Source organism: Halorubrum yunnanense (genome assembly GCF_026586675.1).
GTDB classification, from domain to species: domain Archaea; phylum Halobacteriota; class Halobacteria; order Halobacteriales; family Haloferacaceae; genus Halorubrum; species Halorubrum yunnanense.
The window spans coordinates 1-15,151 of record NZ_JAODIX010000011.1; the positions used below are offsets into that span (position 1 = coordinate 1).

A 15,151-nucleotide genomic window follows, 5' to 3' on the forward strand; every position below is an offset into this window, starting at 1 on the left:
TTCTTTCCGTGAGAGTTCGCGTTGTTCACGGTACAGACGCTCGTATTCGTCTTCGAGGTCGATCCAGTCTACAGTCGTCCCGTCCGACGTGTGGATGTAGTTGAGGATGCCGAGGTCAACGCCGACGCTATTATCTGTATTGAGTGAGTCTACGTCGGGTTTCTCGGGCAGGTCAGCCTCGTCAGTCTCGAGGCCGAACGAGACGAACCACTCGCCGGTCGTCTCTTTTTTGATGGTGACTTCTTTGATGGCTGCTTCGTCGGGGATCTCGCGGTGGTAGCGGAGTTTGATATCTCCGATTTTGGAGAGCCAGAGCGTCGCGCGTCGGCCACTCGTGTTTTTGAGTTCGAAGCCAGACTGCGAATACGTTATACTCTGGAACTCTCTCGGAGACTTCCACGTGAGCTTCCCGACCTTGCGTCCGTTTTGCTTCTGCTCGGAGAGTCCGGTGAGGTTCTGGTAGAACCGAGTGACGGTTCGTTGCAGAGCCTTCGAGTTGACTCCCGAGAAAACGGGGAACTCGTCTTTCCAGTCGGGGAGTCGGGAGTGGTGCTTGTACGCAGAGCCGATGTTGTCAGCGTCCACGTTGTCGTACTCGTACAGGGTGTAGTTGTACGCTTGGCGATGAATGTCGATATGGTGGTCTAGTTCAGCCGCTACCTCTTGTGTCGGGTAGGCATGGTAGCGGTGACTGTACTCCATCGCTGTCTATTGATTATCGATATGTTGAGTTAATGGTTTGTACTGGTGTACGGCGATTCATCCCCTCCCTACTCGCTCGCGGTACTCGCTCGTGGAGGAAGGGGCATTCTCGCCTCATTTCTGGTAAGCGACGGGCGGGTCAGCTTCGGCCTGGGAGCCGCCCGCTGACGGCGAGGTAATCCCGCGCGAACACCGCCAGCGACGGGGCGAGAACCGCGGGTGCGAGGGCCCACACAAGCTCGGTCGGGACCGGCGGGACGAGCGCAATCGTCACGAAGACCATCTGGACGCCCGCGAGGTACCTGCCGAGGTCGCTGTCGGGCAGGTCGCCGACCGGGAGCCCGCGGGCGCGCCGCAGCCACACGAGCCCGCGGAAGACGTAGCGCGCGGCCGAGAGAGAGAGGTACCAGACCGGCAGCAACCCCCACACCACCGCCACCAGCGGCGCGGCGACGAACCCGAACGTGTCGAACGCCATGTCGAGCCGGCGGCCGACCTCTGTCTCCCGGCCGACGGTTCGGGCGAGGGTCCCGTCGAGGTTGTCGAAGGCGACGCCGGCCCCGTAACACAGCGCCGGCCCCCAGGCGAGCCCGGTGTCCGGCGGAACGACGACGAACCCGGCGACGGCGGCGTACAGCGCCCCCCGCGCGAGCGTGACCGCGTTCGCCAGCCCGAGCAGCCGCCGCCAGAACCCGTCGGTGGGCCACCCCGAGTCGAACCCGTAACCGACGTACCAGAGCTGTCCGGCCCAGCAGACCCCGGCGACGACCGCCGGAGAGAGCCTCCATCGACCCATCGCGTCTGCCGGAAGCAGCCGCAACAGGAGGGCGGCGAGCGCGACCGCGGCGACGAGCGGGAGCCCGACCCCGATCCCGACGCGGACGGACCGCTGCCGGTCGGCCTCGGCCATCTACGCGTGACCCCTCGCCGTCGCCGCCGCTTCGGCGGCGTTTACGACCGTCAGAGCCGCGTTTACGCCCCCATCGAGCGCGTTTACGCCCGTTTCCGCCCGCACGGCGGCGCGCTCCAGCCGCGGTCGACGCTCCCGGACCGGCACGGCTATCGACGCAGCAGGGCGACCAGCACGGCGATCAGTACGACCTGTGCGAGCTTGTCCACGGCGCCGAGCGTCCCGATGTCGGCCGGGAACGACTTCGTCCCGCCCGAGAAGTTGACGACGTACCACAAGACGATCTGGACGAGGGTGAAGGCGATCCCCACCGCGTACACCGTCCGCCGGCGATAGCCGATCGCGAGGAGACCGACCCCGCCGACGAAGCCGAGGCCGGCGAGGACGAAGCTGATCCCCATCGGCGAGGGGACCATCCTGACGCCGAGGAGGAGGTGGACGGCGGCGGAGACCAGGGCCGCCGCGATCCCCGCCCAGTGGAGGGCGTTCAGCGAGCCGATGTCAACCGCGGGTCGCTCCGCTTCGGTCGTTGCCATATCACACACACGGACCTCACTCACATAGGAATACCGCCCGAATCGGTGGGATCGGGTCGAGTAGTGTCCCTTTACCGCTCGAAGTCGGGGTCGCGCAGGGCGTCGACGCGCGCGATCTCCTCGTCGGTCAGTCGCTCGCCCCCGGCGGCCAAGTTCGAGACGACGTGCGACTCGGCGGTGCTGGACGGGATCGGGACGACACCTCGGGAGACGTTCCACGCGATCACGACTCCCGCGGGCGAGAGCCCCCGCTCCGTCCCGATCGCGTTCAGGACGGGCTCGTCGAGGAGGCCGGACGCCGACAGCGGCGAGTGCGCGACCACGCGGATCCCGCGCTCGCGACAGAACTCGACGAGCCCGTTCCGGGGCCGGTAGGGGTGTCGCTCCACCTGCACCAGGGCAGGGTCGACCGACCCCGTCTCCAGTACCGTCTCCAACTGCGCCCGCGAGACGTTGCAGACCCCGAGTGTCCGCGCCCATCCCCTCTCGCGGACGGCCTCCAGGTTCTCCCACGCCGTCGCGAGCGACACGTCGGCGGTCGCGGGCTCGCCGTCCTCGCCCCCCGGGAAGGTGAGCGCCTCTTGGCGCTCGACCGACCGCTCGGCGAGCCGGCTCAGCTCCCCCCGGTGTTCGAGCGCGGAGGGCCAGTGGAGCGCGTAGCAGTCGAACGCCTCGATCCCGAGCTCCTCGCGGCTGCCCGCGCAGGCGGCCAGCAGGTGCTCGCGGCGGTGATTGGTGCGCCACGCCTTCCCGAGGAGGAACACGTGCTCCCGGTCCGGCGCGCCCGGCGCGCCGAGCAGCTCCCCGATCCGGTGCTCGTTGCCGTACAGCTCGGCGGAGTCGAGGAGGCGGTAGCCGGCGTCGAGCGCGGTCGCGATCGAGTCGGCGCGCTCGACGTACGCCCCGTCGCGGTAACGCGAGCAGCCGAAGCCGACCGCGGGGAGCCGGATCGCTGCGGCGCCCGATCCGTCGCCGGTCGACGATTCCGCCGGCCTGACGACCGGCGCCGGCGGCGGCTCGGCGGTCGCCCCGCAGTCGTCCACGGCGACGGGCCCGCTTCCCTCGGCCGCCGCCTCGATCGCGTTGCAGACGCCGACGACGTGGGCGCCCCGGCGACCCCCGGCCCGCGAGGGCAACCCCGATTCGACCGTCGCGGCGAGGCGCTCGACGGCGTCGACGTACTCATAGGGGTCCTCTGGGGTCGTCGGCGGCGCGTTCACGTACTCCCGCCCGACGCGGCCGAACCGGATGTGATCGCGGGCGGTGTCCATCGCGCCGGTCCCCTTCAGGTACAGCGACCCGTCGTCGCCGTGCAGCTCCAAGCCGTAGAACTCCCGGCTCCGGTGGGGCGCGTAGAAGCTCGCGGTCAGCCTGACGGTCGGGCCCGCCGCGAACGCCAGCGTCGCCTCAACGTGGCTCGGCGTCGACGGTCGCCGGTCCTCCCGCTCGGGCCAGACGTCGAGGGCGTCGGCGACGCGGACGCGGTCGACGGGGCCGAACCACGCTACCAGTAGCGCGAGCGGGTACACCGCCCCGTCGTACAGCGGCCCGATCTCGAGGAAGGAATCGGGGCGGTCGTGCCAGTCGGTCACGCGCCCGACGTGGGCGTGGGCGTACCCCAGCCCCACCGGACCGAGCCGACCGTCAGCGAGGAGCCGGCCGGCGCGGCGCTGGGAGGGCGCCCGCGGGGTCCCGGGCGCACAGCCGAGCGCCAGGCCGCGGTCGCGGGCGAGCGCCACCAGTTCCCTCGCCTCGTCGGCGTCGAGCGCGAGCGGCTTCTGCGAGTAGACGTGGCGGTCGGCGTCGAGCGCGGTCCGCGTCACCGGCCCGTGGGCGGCGTGGCTCGTCAGGTTCACCACGAGCGGCGCGTCGACCGCGGAAAGCGCCGTCTCCATATCCGTGAACGAGGGGCAGTCGTGATCCGCGGCGAGGGTCGCAGCACGGTCGCCGTCGAGGTCGACGACGCCGGCGAGCGACAGCGAGCTCCCGGACAGCCCGGCGGCGTACTCCGGCGCGATCGACCCGGCCCCCACGAACAGACAGTTCACGGTCGTACCGAGGCGGGGAGACGTATAGGTGTCCCGACGGGGGTGAGCAGCCAACGGCTTCCGTACCGCCGGAGCGGTTTAGTCGCCTCGCGCCAACCCACACGCGTGACGGAGCCGGGAATGAGCCGACTCGGAACCGCCTATCTGCGCGGGCTGCAGGCGATCGGTCGGCGGCTGAACTACGGGACGAACGCCTTCGACCGCGAGTGGGACGTCCTCGTCGTCCTCGACGCCTGCCGGGCCGACCTGTTGCGGTCGGTCGCGCCCGACTTCGACGTCCTCGGCCGCGTCGAGACGGTCCGGTCGGTCGGGAGTTCCTCCTCGGAGTGGTTGGAGAACACGTTTGCAGATCGCCCGGAGACCCCGAAGACGACGATGGTCACGGGCAACACGTGGACCGATCGCTACCTCGACGCCGGCGCGCTCGCCGCGCTCGACGAGGTGTGGAAGTACGCGTGGGACGACGCTATCGGCACCGTACCGGCGGCGTCGATCACCGACCGGGCCGTGACGCTCGCCCGCGAGCGAAACCCAGAGCGGCTCGTCGTCCACTACATGCAGCCGCACCACCCGTTCGTCACGGACCCTCTCGACGGCGACGACGGGCTGGCCCGGACCGGGAGCCACAGCAACGAGGGGAACCCGTGGGTACTGCTCCGGCGCGGGGAGATATCCGTCAAGCGCGTCTGGAACGCCTACGAGGCGAATCTCTGACACGTCCTCGCCGAGGTGGGGACGCTCGTCGACAACGTCGACGGTCGCGTCGCGATAACGGCCGACCACGGCAACCTCTTCGGCGAGTGGGGGCTGTACGGGCACCCCATGCACACCCCGGTACCGGCCCTCCTCGCGGTCCCGTGGGCCGAGACGACGGGCGTCGATCGCGAGACCCTCGCGCCCGAACTCGAACCGCCGGAGCCGCTGCCGGTGAGTCGGGTCCACGGGGAGACGGGCGAGCGGGAGCGGCTTGAGGCGCTCGGCTATCTGTGACTCTCACCGCGCCCGTCTCCTCCTCCCGCCCTCCGGATTTAGGTGCATCGCGCCCGTTGTTCGGCGCATGTACGCGACGACGGTCGTGACTGACTTCGTGGCCCAACACTACCTCACGGTGCCCGATCCCGGGCCCGAGGGCGTGCCGCACTCCCACCACTTCGAGGTGGAGCTGACCTTCCGCGGCCCCGAGCTGAACGCCCACGACTACCTCGTCGACATCGACGACGCCGAGGCGGCGCTCGCCGACCTCGCCGACCGCTACCGCGACGAGCTGCTCAACGACCTCCCGGAGTTCGAGGGGCACAATCCGAGCGTCGAACGCTTCGCCCGCGTGGTCTTCGAGCGCGTGACCGACGCGGTGACCGACGACACCGTGGCCGAGCTGGCCGTGACGGTCTGGGAGGACGACGCGGCCGCCGCGACGTACGACGCGCCGGTATGAGGGTCGGGCTCGCGCTGTACGGGAGCCTCGACGAGCGGTCCGGGGGGTTCCGCTACGACCGGAAGCTGGTCGAGGGGCTCCGCCGGGCCGGCGACACCGTGGAGGTCGTCGAGCTCCCCTGGCGGGCGTACCCGCGCGGGCTCCTCGACAACGCCTCCCCGCGCTTTCGGGACCGCCTCCGCGTCGACGTCGACGTAATGCTTCAAGACGAGCTGGCGCACCCCTCGCTGCTCCGCGCCAACCGCCACCTGCCGTGCCCGACCGTGAGCGTCGTCCACCACCTGCGCGCGAGCGAGCCCCGACGGCTCGCCCCGCTGTACCGCGCGGTCGAGCGCCGCTACCTCGCGACCGTCGACGGCGTCGTCTGCAACAGCGCGGCGACCCGCGACGCCGTCGCCGCCCTCGGCGTCGACCCCGACGCGACCGTCGTCGCCCCGCCCGCCGGCGACCGGTTCGACCCCGCGGTCGACGACGACGATATCGCGGCGCGGGCCGGGGAAGGCCCGCTGCGGGCGACCTTCGTCGGGAACCTCGCGCCGCGGAAGGGGCTGGACACGCTCGTCGAGGGAGTCGCTCGGGCCGACGCCGCCGTCGACCTCACGGTCGTCGGTCGGACGGTCGACGAGGGCCACGTCGCCGACGTCCGGCGGCTGGTCCGGGAGCGGGGGCTCGGGGACCGCGTGCGCTTCTCGGGCCGGCTGTCCGACGCCGAGCTGGCGGACGTCCTCCGCGCGAGCCACGTCCTCGCGGTCCCCTCCCGGTACGAGGGGTTCGGGATCGTCTACCTGGAGGGGATGAGCTTCGGACTGCCGGCCGTCGCCTCGCGCGCCGGCGGCGCGAGCGAGACGGTCGCGGACGGGGAGACCGGCGTCCTCGTCGACCCGGACGACCCCGGCGCCGTCGCCCGCGCGCTCGACGAGCTCGCGGCCGATCCCGACCGGCTCGTCGAGATGGGCCGCGCCGCCAGGCGCCGGTACGAGCGCCACCCGGACTGGGACGACTCGACGGCGCGCGTTCGGCGGCTGCTCGCCGACGTCGCGGACGCGCCCGACGCCGCCGAACCGGAGGTGGCGACGTGACGGGTGACGACGGCGGGCCTCCGGATGTCGACGACGACGGCATCGCCGCCGACCCGGCCGCGTTCCGGCGGTACCTCCGAGCGAAGCGGACCGTCGACGACCGGGCGCTCGACCGGCGGCTCGTCGGACTCCTCCGCGAGCGACTCGCCGACCGCGCCGCGGCGACGGACGGCCCGCTCCGCGTCCTCGAAGTCGGGGCGGGCACCGGGACGATGGTCGCGCGTCTGATCGACTGGGAGGTGCTCCCGCCGGGCGAGACGCGCTACGTCGCCGTCGACCGCGACGCGGAGGCGCTCGCCGGAGTCGGTCCCTTCCTTCGGGAGTGGGCGGCCGACCGGAGGGCGCCGACTTCTATCGACGAGGCCGCCGCCGACGAACCGGACGCGCTCGTCGTCGAGACCGACGCGCGCACCGTCGCGGTCGAGCCGGCCGCCGCCGACGCCGTCGCGTACGCCGCAGAGCGATCGGGCGAGTGGGACGCCCTCATCGGAATGGCGCTGCTCGACGTGCTCGACCTGGACGGGCTCGGGACGCTGCTCGGCGCGCTCGCGCCCGACGGAACCTACTACTTCCCGATCACGTTCGACGGCGGGACGCGGTTCCGCCCGTCGCATCCGGCGGACCGGGCGATCGAGCGCCGCTACCACGCGCACATGGACGCCAAGCCCGGCGGGAGCAGCCGCGCCGGCGGCGACGCGCTCGCCCGGCTCCGCGGGATCGAGGGGGCGTCGCTCCTCGGCGTCGCCGGCTCGGACTGGGCGGTCCGGCCGGTGGAGGGCGCCGGTCGAGGAACCGGTACCGACGCCCGCTACCCCCGCGACGAGGCGTTCTTCCTCCGACACATCCTCGACACCGTGGAGGCGGCGGTCGGCGAGGTGATCGACGGGAGCGCGGGGGCGTCGCCGGCGGCGGGGTCGTTGGAGGACCCCGACGCCGAGCCGGCCGCGGAGCTCGACGAGTGGGTCGCCCGGCGCCGCCGACAGGTCGACGCCGGCGAGCTCGTCTACCTCACCCACCAGCTCGACCTGCTCGGGCGGGTCGACGGCGACGGGTGAACGCCGACGGCGACGCGTGAGCGCCGACGCGTGAGCGCCGCCCGGCTCAGACTGCCTCGATCGAGTCGAGCAGCCGGCACTTCCGGCAGACGTCGCGGCTCGTCTTCGATCCGCAGCGCTCGCACTCGCCGAGGTCGGGGGTGTCGGCGGCGGCATCGCCGCCCTCGCGGTACGCTTCGGCGGCGAGCGCGGACAGCTCCTCGTAGCCGGCCATGATCGAGTGGCGGGCGCCGGGGTGGTTCTCCTCCAGCTCGTGGATCGTCGACTGGATCTCCCCGCGGTACGCCTCCGAGGAGTGGGGGCACTCGGCCATATGCGTCGGGAGGTCGCGGACGTGACAGTAGAGCGCGATCTCCTTTTCGGGTACGTCGCGCAGCGGCTTGGCGCGCGGGACGAACGCGTCCGTCTCCTCCCGCTCGTCGAAGGGCCCGAGCGAGGCGTCGAAGTGTTTCGCCACCTGTCGCACGTCGCCCTCGAGGAAGTTCATCATCGCCGTCTGGGCCTCGTCGTCGAGGTTGTGACCGGTGAGCAGCTTGTCGGCGTCGAACTCGGCGGCGTACTCCTCGAGCAGGTCGCGCCGGAACACGCCGCAGTACGCGCAGGCGGCCATGTTCTCCGGGTCGTCCTCGACGACGTCGTCCATCCGCACGTCGAACTCCTCCTCGTAGGAGACGACCTCGTGGCGGAGCGAGAGCTCCGCGGCCAGCTCGACGCAGGCGTCGAGGCTCTCGTCGCGGTACCCCTCGATCCCCTCGTGGATCGTTAACGCGAGCATCTCGACGCGCGGGTCCTGTCCGAACACGTCGTCCAGAATCCGGGTCAGCGCGACGCTGTCTTTCCCGCCGGAGAGCCCGATCACCCACCGGTCGGGATCGTCGGGAGTCGCGTCCGGGTCGAGGAGGCCGTCCTCGCGGACTCGGCGTTTCAGGCGCTTCTCGACCGACCGGCGGAGGTGTTCGCCGCACAGGTGCGCCCCGGAGTAGGCGGCGTGGTGGACGGCGTCGGCCCCGCACTTGTCGCACTCCATCGGTGTCGGGTTGCGGACGCGCGCGGATACCCGTTTCGGGCCGCCTACGTGAGCGCGGATGGAACTGAGACCAACCGAAGCGCTTCCGAAGCTTCAGTCGCTTATTTATAAATAGTTGAGCGCAGCTCGACGACGAACGCTTCCGAAGCCCCAGCCGCTCGTTTATAAATAATTGATGCTGGATCGACGGAGAACGCCTCCAAAGCCCCAGCCGACGAGGAGGGCGCACGCTTGTTGCGCGCTTCGGTCGCTCGCGCTGCTCGCTCCCTGCAGTGCTTACGTCGCCTGCGCCCGCCTCGCCGGCTGCCCCTTTGAGTCCCACCCCGACCGCACCGCAACCGCACCTCACGCCTCCCCAGCCTCGTCGGTCGCCCTCCGCGTTGCTCCGGACGACCGACTCCCTCGCGCGGCGCCGTTCGGGACCTGTCGGCCGCTCACGGGCGCGCGCCACCGCAGTCGGTGTAAGTAAGCGTCCGACATCGACGTCGACACCCCCCGCGCGTTGTCGCCGGTTCCGACACGCGTTTGACCGCGGCCCCGACTCGATCCGATGTGACCGACTCCCCGACCGGCGTCGACCGCGACCCCGATCCCCGCCCCCTCCGCGAGGACCCGCCGGCGGAGAGCCTCCGAACCCGCCTGTGGCGGCACGGCTTCAACCTCCTTCCCGCCTACCGCGGAACGGGTGCCCGCGTCGACCGCATCGGTGCCGACTGGCGGTTCGTGCGGGTCCGCATCCCGTTCAACTGGCGCACCCGCAACGCGGTCGGGACCATCTTCGGCGGCAGCCTCTACGGCGCGATCGACCCGGTGTTCATGACGATGCTCCGGCGGGTCCTCGGCGACGGCTTCACCGTCTGGGACAAGTCGGCCGCGATCGAGTTCCTCGAGCCCGGCCGCGAAACGCTGTACGCCGACTTCGAGCTGCCGCCCGCCGAGACGGAGGCGATCTGCGGCGCGCTCGCCCCCGGCGAGTCGACCGACCGCGAGTACCTCGTCTCGCTCGTCGACGAGGCGGGGACCGTCCACGCGGCCTGCGAGAAGACGGTGTACGTCCGGCGAGACGAGTGACGCCGATCGGCGGTCAGCGATCGCCGATCGGCGGTCCGTGCCGCCGAGCACGCGCCCGCCTCAGACGGTCGCGCCTGCGACGAGGCTCTCCCGGACCGTCTCGACGAACCGGTCCGGGTGCTCGACGTGCGGGAGCAGCCGCGCGCGGTCGAAGACGACGAGGCGCGCGTCGGCCTCGTCGGCGAGCTCGCGCCCGTCCGAGAGGGGGCTCACCTCGGCCTCGCGTCCCCAGACGATCGTCGGCGGCACGTCGAGGTCGGCGAGCGCGGCCGCCAGGTCGAGGTCGCTGTTGAGGTAGCCGGAGACGAACGAGGCCGGGGCGAACCGGGCGTTCTCGACGTGGGTCGTCCGCCACTCGTAGTCGGTCCACTCCTCGCTCGGGTTGGTCGGGTCGTCGTAGCCGTGGTCGGCGTTGAAGTACCGGATCGACGGCTTCGACGCGATGACGTTGAAGAGGGCGTCCCCGATCAGCGGGGAGCGGAGCAGCTCGCGGAGCCACGACTTCGGCGGGCTCGGCCCCGCGGTGCTCGTCGGACAGACGCCGACGAAGCCGCTCACGTCGACCCCCGAGTCGTCCCCGGTCGCCGCCCCGGCGGCGTACGCGGCCGAGAGCGACGAGGCGACGACGGCCGGCTCGTCGAGGTCGGCGAGGAAGTCGCGCACGAAGTCCTCGTACAGCGCGGCGGAGTAGCGTAGCGGCGGCCGGTCGGAGCGGCCGTATCCCGGGAAGTCGGGCGCGATCACGTGGTAGTCGGCGGCCAGGTCGTCGAACACCGCGCGCCACTCGCCCGAGGAGCCGGCGGCGTTGATCCCGTGGAGCAGCGCGAGGTCCGGGTCGTCGGGGTCGCCGGCCTCGGTGTACGCGACGTCCATCCCGCGCCAGCGGAAGACGCCGTCGTCGCCGTCGAGCGGGGCCTCCAGTTCGCCCTCGTACCGGAGCCCGGTGTTGACCGCGGCGAGCGCGCCGACGCCGAGGAGGGCGGTCCCGGCGAGGTTCCTGAGCTTCATGGAAACCTGTTGGTCCGCTGGCGACTTATACCTCGTGGCGGAGAGGCTACTCCCCGTCCGCCTCAACGCAGTCGACGATGGGGGCGACGACCTCGGCGGCGACGCTGTACGGGTCGGTCTCGCGCTTGCGGACCGACTCGGCGAGCCGGTCGATCCCGCCGCGGCGCTCGATCTCGCCGGCCGCGAGCGCGCCCACGTCCGAGCGCACGAGGGTCCGGATCTCCTCGGCGTAGCGCCGGCGCTTCGTCTCCTCGATCTCGCCTGACTCCCGGAGGTGCGCGGCGTGGGCGTCGAACGCCCCGATTAGCTCTTCGACGCCCTCGCCGGTGTTCGCGACGGTCCGGAGTACTTTGGGGGTCCACTCCGGGGGGGCTTCCTCCGCCTCATCGCCCTCGCCGTCCCCTGCCCCGTCGCTGTGGTCCGAGCCGTCCGAGCCCTCCGGGTCGTCGGGGTGCTCCGGCGCGTCGAACCCGTGATGGCCCGTCTCGAGCCCCTTCGTCGGTCCCTCGCGTCTGTGGACCATCTCCTCCAGCTCGGCGAGGGTGCGCTCCGCGCCGTCCATGTCGGCCTTGTTGACGACGAACACGTCGCCGATCTCCAGGATGCCGGCCTTCAGCGTCTGCACGTCGTCGCCGGAGCCGGGCTGGACGAGGACGGCGACGGTGTCGGCGGTGCGGACCACGTCGACCTCGTTCTGTCCGGCGCCGACGGTCTCGACTATCACGGCGTCTTTCCCGAAGGCGTCGAGCGCCTTCACGGCGTCCGCGGTCGCCATCGAGAGCCCGCCGAGCTGGCCGCGCGCGCTCATCGACCGGAAGAACACGTCCATATCGCCGACGTTCGACCCCATCCGGATCCGGTCGCCGAGCACGGCGCCGCCGGTGTACGGCGAGGAGGGGTCGACGGCGACGACGCCGACCGTGTCCCCGCGCTCGCGGTAGGCGGCCGCCAGCTTGTCGACGAGGGTCGACTTCCCGGCGCCGGGCGAGCCCGTGATCCCGATCACGTCGGCGCCGCCGGTGTGCTCGTGCAGCGCGGAGACGATCGCTCGGTGCCCCCCCGCGCGGTCCTCGATCCGCGTGATGACACGGGCGAGCGCCCGGTGGCTCCCGGCGAGCAGCTCCTCGACGAGCTCGGCGTCGCGGTCACTCAGCTCCGGCGCCCCCGGCGTCGCCCCCCCGTCGCGTTCCGACCCGTCCATCTACGCCCGCTCCGGCACGTTGTTCCGGATGAACTCGACCGTCTCCTCCATCGGCGTGCCGGGCCCGAACACCTCGGCGACGCCGAGCTGCTTGAGCTCCGTCTCGTCGTCGTCGGGCACGATCCCGCCCACGAGGATGAGGGTGTCCTCGAACGCGTCGTACTCTTTTAAGCCCTCGATTACCTTCGGGACGAGGGTGTTGTGGGCCCCCGAGAGGATCGAGATGCCGAGCACGTCAACGTCCTCCTGGACCGCCGCCTGCACGATGTCCTCCGGCGCGCGGTGCAGCCCGGAGTAGACGACCTCGAAGCCGGCGTCGCGGAACGCCCGCGCGATGACGTGTGCGCCCCGGTCGTGGCCGTCGAGCCCGACCTTCGCGACCAGACACCGGATCGCCCGCTCCTCCTGTTCGACGCTCATGCCGGATACTGCGTCGCCCCGCCGCTTGACTCTAACGGACGATCGGGAGGGACCGACGCGTTGAACGCGCGGGCGCCCCTCGACGGCGACATGCCCAGCGCCTCACCCGGCGACGCTCTGCCCGACGACCGCCTGCCGACCGAGACCCGGATCGGCCGCGTCGCGCTCCGCGTCCGGGACCTCGACGAGACGACCGCCTTCTACCGCGACGTCGTCGGCCTCGCCGTCCTCGACCGCGACGGCGACGAGGCCGTCCTCGGCCTCGACGGCGCGGCGGGCGCGGCGGGCGCGGAGCGCGACGCCGACCCGCTGCTCGTCCTCCGCCGCGACCCGGACCGCCCCGAGCGCGGGGCCACCGACGCCGGCCTCTTCCACGCCGCGTTCCGGGTCCCCTCCCGGGCCGCGCTCGGCGCGGCGCTGGACCGGGTGCGCGGCCGCTGGCGACTCGACGGCGCCTCCGACCACCTCGTCAGCGAGGCCCTGTACCTCGACGACCCGGAGGGGAACGGGGTGGAGATCTACCGCGACCGCCCGCGCGGGGAGTGGCCCACCGCCGACGACGGGACGGTTCGAATGGCGACCGAGCCGCTCGATCTGGAGGGCGTCGCCGCCGCGGCGGAGGGGGGTAGCTCCGCCGCGGCCGACGCAAGCGACTCCCGACTCATCGACCGCGTCCCGCCCGGCACCGACGTGGGGCACGTCCACCTCGAAGCGACGTCTCTGGCGGCGTTCGAGGCGGTATACGTCGACGGGCTCGGCTTCGAAGTCGGCATGACCGGACCGGACGTCCGGTTCGTCGCGGCCGGCGGCTACCATCACCACCTCGCCGCGAACACGTGGCGGGGCCGGACGACGCCCGCGGCGGGCCGCGGGCTCGCGTGGTTCGAGGTCGTCGTTCCCGACGAGGGTGCGCTGGCGGCAATCCGAACCCGCCTCGACGGGGTCGCGGCCGACGGCGACGTCGATTTCGCAGTCACCGAGCGACGGGACGGCCTCGCCGTCACGGACGCCGACCGCATCGGGGTCCGCGTTCGGACGCCGTAACCGATATCTCCGGGCCGGTTCGGGGACCGGGGCGGCTCACGGGTCGCTCATCCGACGATCGTCCGGAGCGTCGACTCTGTCAGCAGCGTGGTGACGCCGAACGCCTCGGCCGTCATCCAGCCGAGGAAGAGGAGGTACATCGCGAGGAACACGTACCCCTCCTCGGTGGTGATCTCGAAGTCCGTCGCGGCCAGCACCACGACGATCAGGGTGGTGTAAAACAGGAAGAGCAGTAGCGGCACGGAGGTGAGAAAGCCGATCGAAACGCCACCGGCGAGGATGACGCCGATCGGCAGCGCCGCGACGAGGTTGAACGTGTTCGTCCCGAAGACGTTCGCGATCGCCGCCCGCTTGTCGCCGGCATTCCCCATCTTCACGCCGACGAGCAGGTCCGGGAACGAGCTCAGCACCGACAACACCGTCACGGAGACGAGGAACGACGGCGCGCCGAGCGCGGCCGAGATCTGCACCGTCATACTGACCATCGCCTCGACCCCGACGAGCACGACGACCAGCCCGGCCGCGAACAGCCCCGCCTGCTTGGGGACGTTCGTCGATTCGGTCCGCTTCAGGTCCGACGCGCCGCTCTTCCCGCCGGCGAGCAGGATGACGTACACGCCGTACAACACCAGCAGGCCGACGCCCATCTGCGGGGTGATCCGAGCGAGCTCCCGCCCGTCGGTCCCGAGGACGCCGAGCGCGATCACGCCGAAGAGGGCGAGGACGGCGACCATGTAGAAGATGGCGTCGCGGTAGACGATCCCCTGCGTCGTCGTCGTGTCGCCGCTCGTGATGGCGACGGCGGCCGGGATGACCAGGATATTGAACACCGCCGTCCCGATGAGCGCTCCGGCGCCGACGCCGAAGTCGCCGAGCACGACCACCGAGATGATGATGATCGCGAGCTCGGGGAACGACGTCGCGGCGGCGACGATGAGCCCGCCCTGGATCGCCTGCGAGACGCCGAAGTGGTCGCTGATCTTCGAGGTCGTCGACTCGATGACGTTCGCGCCCTTCCAGGTCAGCAGGAACCCGATCGCGCCCAACGCGATCCAGACGGCGAGCGACTGGTCCCCGATGAGCTCCTGCAGTACGGTCACGTCTCCTTACCACGGCGGGAGACGATTATCACTTCCGGAGGCGACCCCCCCTACTCGCCGTCGCGCTCGCCGAACCGCTCGTCGAAGACGGCGACCACGCGGCGCTCGACCTCGTCGCGGATCTCGCGGACCTCCTCGATCGGGCGCTCGCCCGGGTCGTCGAGGTCCCAGTCGTCGGTGTCGACCCCGTCCAGCTCCAGCGTCGAACACCCCATCGTGGCGACGAAGTCGGACGCGGCGAGCGTCTCGTCCGAAACGTGTCGCGGCGTCCGCCCGTTCACGTCGAGGTCGACCTCCGCGAGCGCCTCGACGACCACGTCGTGGACGCTGTCCGCGGGGGCGGTGCCTCCCGTGACGACCTCGACCGCGTCGTCCAGCCCCCGTCGGTCGCGCTCGCGCTCCGCGAACGCCGTCGCCATCTGGCTCCGGCCGGCGTTCCGGACGCACATGAACGTCAGGACGGTCGCGCTGTCTGCCTGTTCGCCGTCGGTGGTGTCGGTGGGTCCCGTCATAGT

At 71.4% G+C, this 15,151-nt stretch carries 15 protein-coding genes and 1 pseudogene; 6 read left to right on the forward strand and 10 right to left on the reverse strand.

From position 1 onward, the window contains the following. From N5096_RS02625 to N5096_RS02640, 4 genes are all read right to left on the reverse strand, one after another. The coding region (locus tag N5096_RS02625) for an RNA-guided endonuclease InsQ/TnpB family protein (RefSeq protein ID WP_267662782.1) at positions 1-702 on the reverse strand (702 nt) is incomplete at its 3' end. Between the two features lie 139 nt (positions 703-841). Continuing rightward, positions 842-1,612: a CDP-alcohol phosphatidyltransferase family protein gene (locus N5096_RS02630; RefSeq protein WP_267662783.1), complete on the reverse strand. Its 771-nt coding sequence runs from the start codon at positions 1,610-1,612 to the stop codon at positions 842-844. A gap of 149 nt (positions 1,613-1,761) precedes the next feature. Continuing rightward, positions 1,762-2,148, reverse strand: coding sequence for a DUF7475 family protein (locus N5096_RS02635; RefSeq protein ID WP_267662784.1), 387 nt, complete (start codon positions 2,146-2,148; stop codon positions 1,762-1,764). Between the two features lie 71 nt (positions 2,149-2,219). Further along, a complete protein-coding gene (locus N5096_RS02640; protein WP_267662785.1) occupies positions 2,220-4,196 on the reverse strand; it encodes an aldo/keto reductase in 1,977 nt (658 codons plus the stop codon). Between the two features lie 120 nt (positions 4,197-4,316). Here N5096_RS02640 and N5096_RS02645 point away from each other — a divergent pair. The 4 genes and pseudogenes from N5096_RS02645 (at position 4,317) to N5096_RS02665 (ending at position 7,765) form a co-directional block, all read left to right on the forward strand. Then, positions 4,317-5,186, forward strand: a pseudogene (locus N5096_RS02645) (alkaline phosphatase family protein). Between the two features lie 67 nt (positions 5,187-5,253). Next, positions 5,254-5,631: a 6-pyruvoyl trahydropterin synthase family protein gene (locus N5096_RS02655; protein WP_267662788.1), complete on the forward strand. Its 378-nt coding sequence runs from the start codon at positions 5,254-5,256 to the stop codon at positions 5,629-5,631. Next, positions 5,628-6,710, forward strand: a complete 1,083-nt coding sequence (locus tag N5096_RS02660; RefSeq protein WP_267662789.1) for a glycosyltransferase family 4 protein — start codon at positions 5,628-5,630, stop codon at positions 6,708-6,710. Before N5096_RS02655 ends, N5096_RS02660 begins: the two co-directional genes overlap by 4 nt. Then, the gene (locus N5096_RS02665; RefSeq protein WP_267662790.1) at positions 6,707-7,765 is read left to right on the forward strand and encodes a hypothetical protein; all 1,059 of its coding nucleotides are present in this window, start codon (positions 6,707-6,709) and stop codon (positions 7,763-7,765) included. Before N5096_RS02660 ends, N5096_RS02665 begins: the two co-directional genes overlap by 4 nt. A 46-nt stretch (positions 7,766-7,811) precedes the next feature. Here the strand turns inward: N5096_RS02665 and ncsA are convergent, their stop codons facing one another. Beyond that, on the reverse strand, positions 7,812-8,792 hold the full coding sequence (gene ncsA / locus N5096_RS02670) for a tRNA 2-thiolation protein NcsA (protein ID WP_267662791.1): 981 nt from the start codon (positions 8,790-8,792) through the stop codon (positions 7,812-7,814). A gap of 552 nt (positions 8,793-9,344) precedes the next feature. Between ncsA and N5096_RS02675 the strand changes: the two genes are divergently transcribed. Further along, a complete protein-coding gene (locus tag N5096_RS02675) occupies positions 9,345-9,863 on the forward strand; it encodes a DUF4442 domain-containing protein (RefSeq protein WP_267662792.1) in 519 nt (172 codons plus the stop codon). A 60-nt stretch (positions 9,864-9,923) separates the two neighbouring features. Here N5096_RS02675 and N5096_RS02680 read toward each other — a convergent pair whose 3' ends face one another. The 3 genes from N5096_RS02680 to N5096_RS02690 are packed head-to-tail and all read right to left on the reverse strand — an operon-like array spanning position 9,924 to position 12,492. Continuing rightward, a complete protein-coding gene (locus N5096_RS02680; RefSeq protein ID WP_267662793.1) occupies positions 9,924-10,871 on the reverse strand; it encodes an alpha/beta fold hydrolase in 948 nt (315 codons plus the stop codon). 46 nt (positions 10,872-10,917) lie between these two features. Further along, positions 10,918-12,072 carry a methylmalonyl Co-A mutase-associated GTPase MeaB gene (gene meaB, locus N5096_RS02685; RefSeq protein ID WP_267662794.1) on the reverse strand — a complete coding sequence of 385 codons (1,155 nt, stop codon included), beginning with the start codon at positions 12,070-12,072 and terminating at the stop codon, positions 10,918-10,920. After that, positions 12,073-12,492 carry a cobalamin B12-binding domain-containing protein gene (locus N5096_RS02690; RefSeq protein ID WP_267662795.1) on the reverse strand — a complete coding sequence of 140 codons (420 nt, stop codon included), beginning with the start codon at positions 12,490-12,492 and terminating at the stop codon, positions 12,073-12,075. It abuts the gene before it with no gap. A gap of 90 nt (positions 12,493-12,582) precedes the next feature. Between N5096_RS02690 and N5096_RS02695 the strand changes: the two genes are divergently transcribed. Further along, positions 12,583-13,536 carry a VOC family protein gene (locus N5096_RS02695; RefSeq protein ID WP_267662796.1) on the forward strand — a complete coding sequence of 318 codons (954 nt, stop codon included), beginning with the start codon at positions 12,583-12,585 and terminating at the stop codon, positions 13,534-13,536. 47 nt (positions 13,537-13,583) lie between these two features. Here N5096_RS02695 and N5096_RS02700 read toward each other — a convergent pair whose 3' ends face one another. After that, entirely contained in the window at positions 13,584-14,636 is a 1,053-nt protein-coding gene (locus tag N5096_RS02700) for a sodium:calcium antiporter (protein WP_267662797.1), read from the reverse strand. A gap of 50 nt (positions 14,637-14,686) precedes the next feature. Continuing rightward, the gene (locus N5096_RS02705; protein ID WP_267662798.1) at positions 14,687-15,148 is read right to left on the reverse strand and encodes an arsenate-mycothiol transferase ArsC; all 462 of its coding nucleotides are present in this window, start codon (positions 15,146-15,148) and stop codon (positions 14,687-14,689) included. Positions 15,149-15,151: the final 3 nt, after the last annotated feature.

Bases quoted from the DNA above. Each gene is read 5' to 3' on its own strand.
- N5096_RS02635 (WP_267662784.1), bottom strand. From the start codon at position 2,148: ATGGCAACGACCGAAGCGGAGCGACCCGCGGTTGACATCGGCTCGCTG.
- N5096_RS02705 (WP_267662798.1), bottom strand. From the start codon at position 15,148: ATGACGGGACCCACCGACACCACCGACGGCGAACAGGCAGACAGCGCG.
- N5096_RS02660 (WP_267662789.1), top strand. From the start codon at position 5,628: ATGAGGGTCGGGCTCGCGCTGTACGGGAGCCTCGACGAGCGGTCCGGG.
- N5096_RS02655 (WP_267662788.1), top strand. From the start codon at position 5,254: ATGTACGCGACGACGGTCGTGACTGACTTCGTGGCCCAACACTACCTC.
- ncsA (WP_267662791.1), bottom strand. From the start codon at position 8,792: ATGGAGTGCGACAAGTGCGGGGCCGACGCCGTCCACCACGCCGCCTAC.
- N5096_RS02690 (WP_267662795.1), bottom strand. From the start codon at position 12,492: ATGAGCGTCGAACAGGAGGAGCGGGCGATCCGGTGTCTGGTCGCGAAG.
- N5096_RS02695 (WP_267662796.1), top strand. From the start codon at position 12,583: ATGCCCAGCGCCTCACCCGGCGACGCTCTGCCCGACGACCGCCTGCCG.
- N5096_RS02630 (WP_267662783.1), bottom strand. From the start codon at position 1,612: ATGGCCGAGGCCGACCGGCAGCGGTCCGTCCGCGTCGGGATCGGGGTC.
- meaB (WP_267662794.1), bottom strand. From the start codon at position 12,072: ATGGACGGGTCGGAACGCGACGGGGGGGCGACGCCGGGGGCGCCGGAG.
- N5096_RS02680 (WP_267662793.1), bottom strand. From the start codon at position 10,871: ATGAAGCTCAGGAACCTCGCCGGGACCGCCCTCCTCGGCGTCGGCGCG.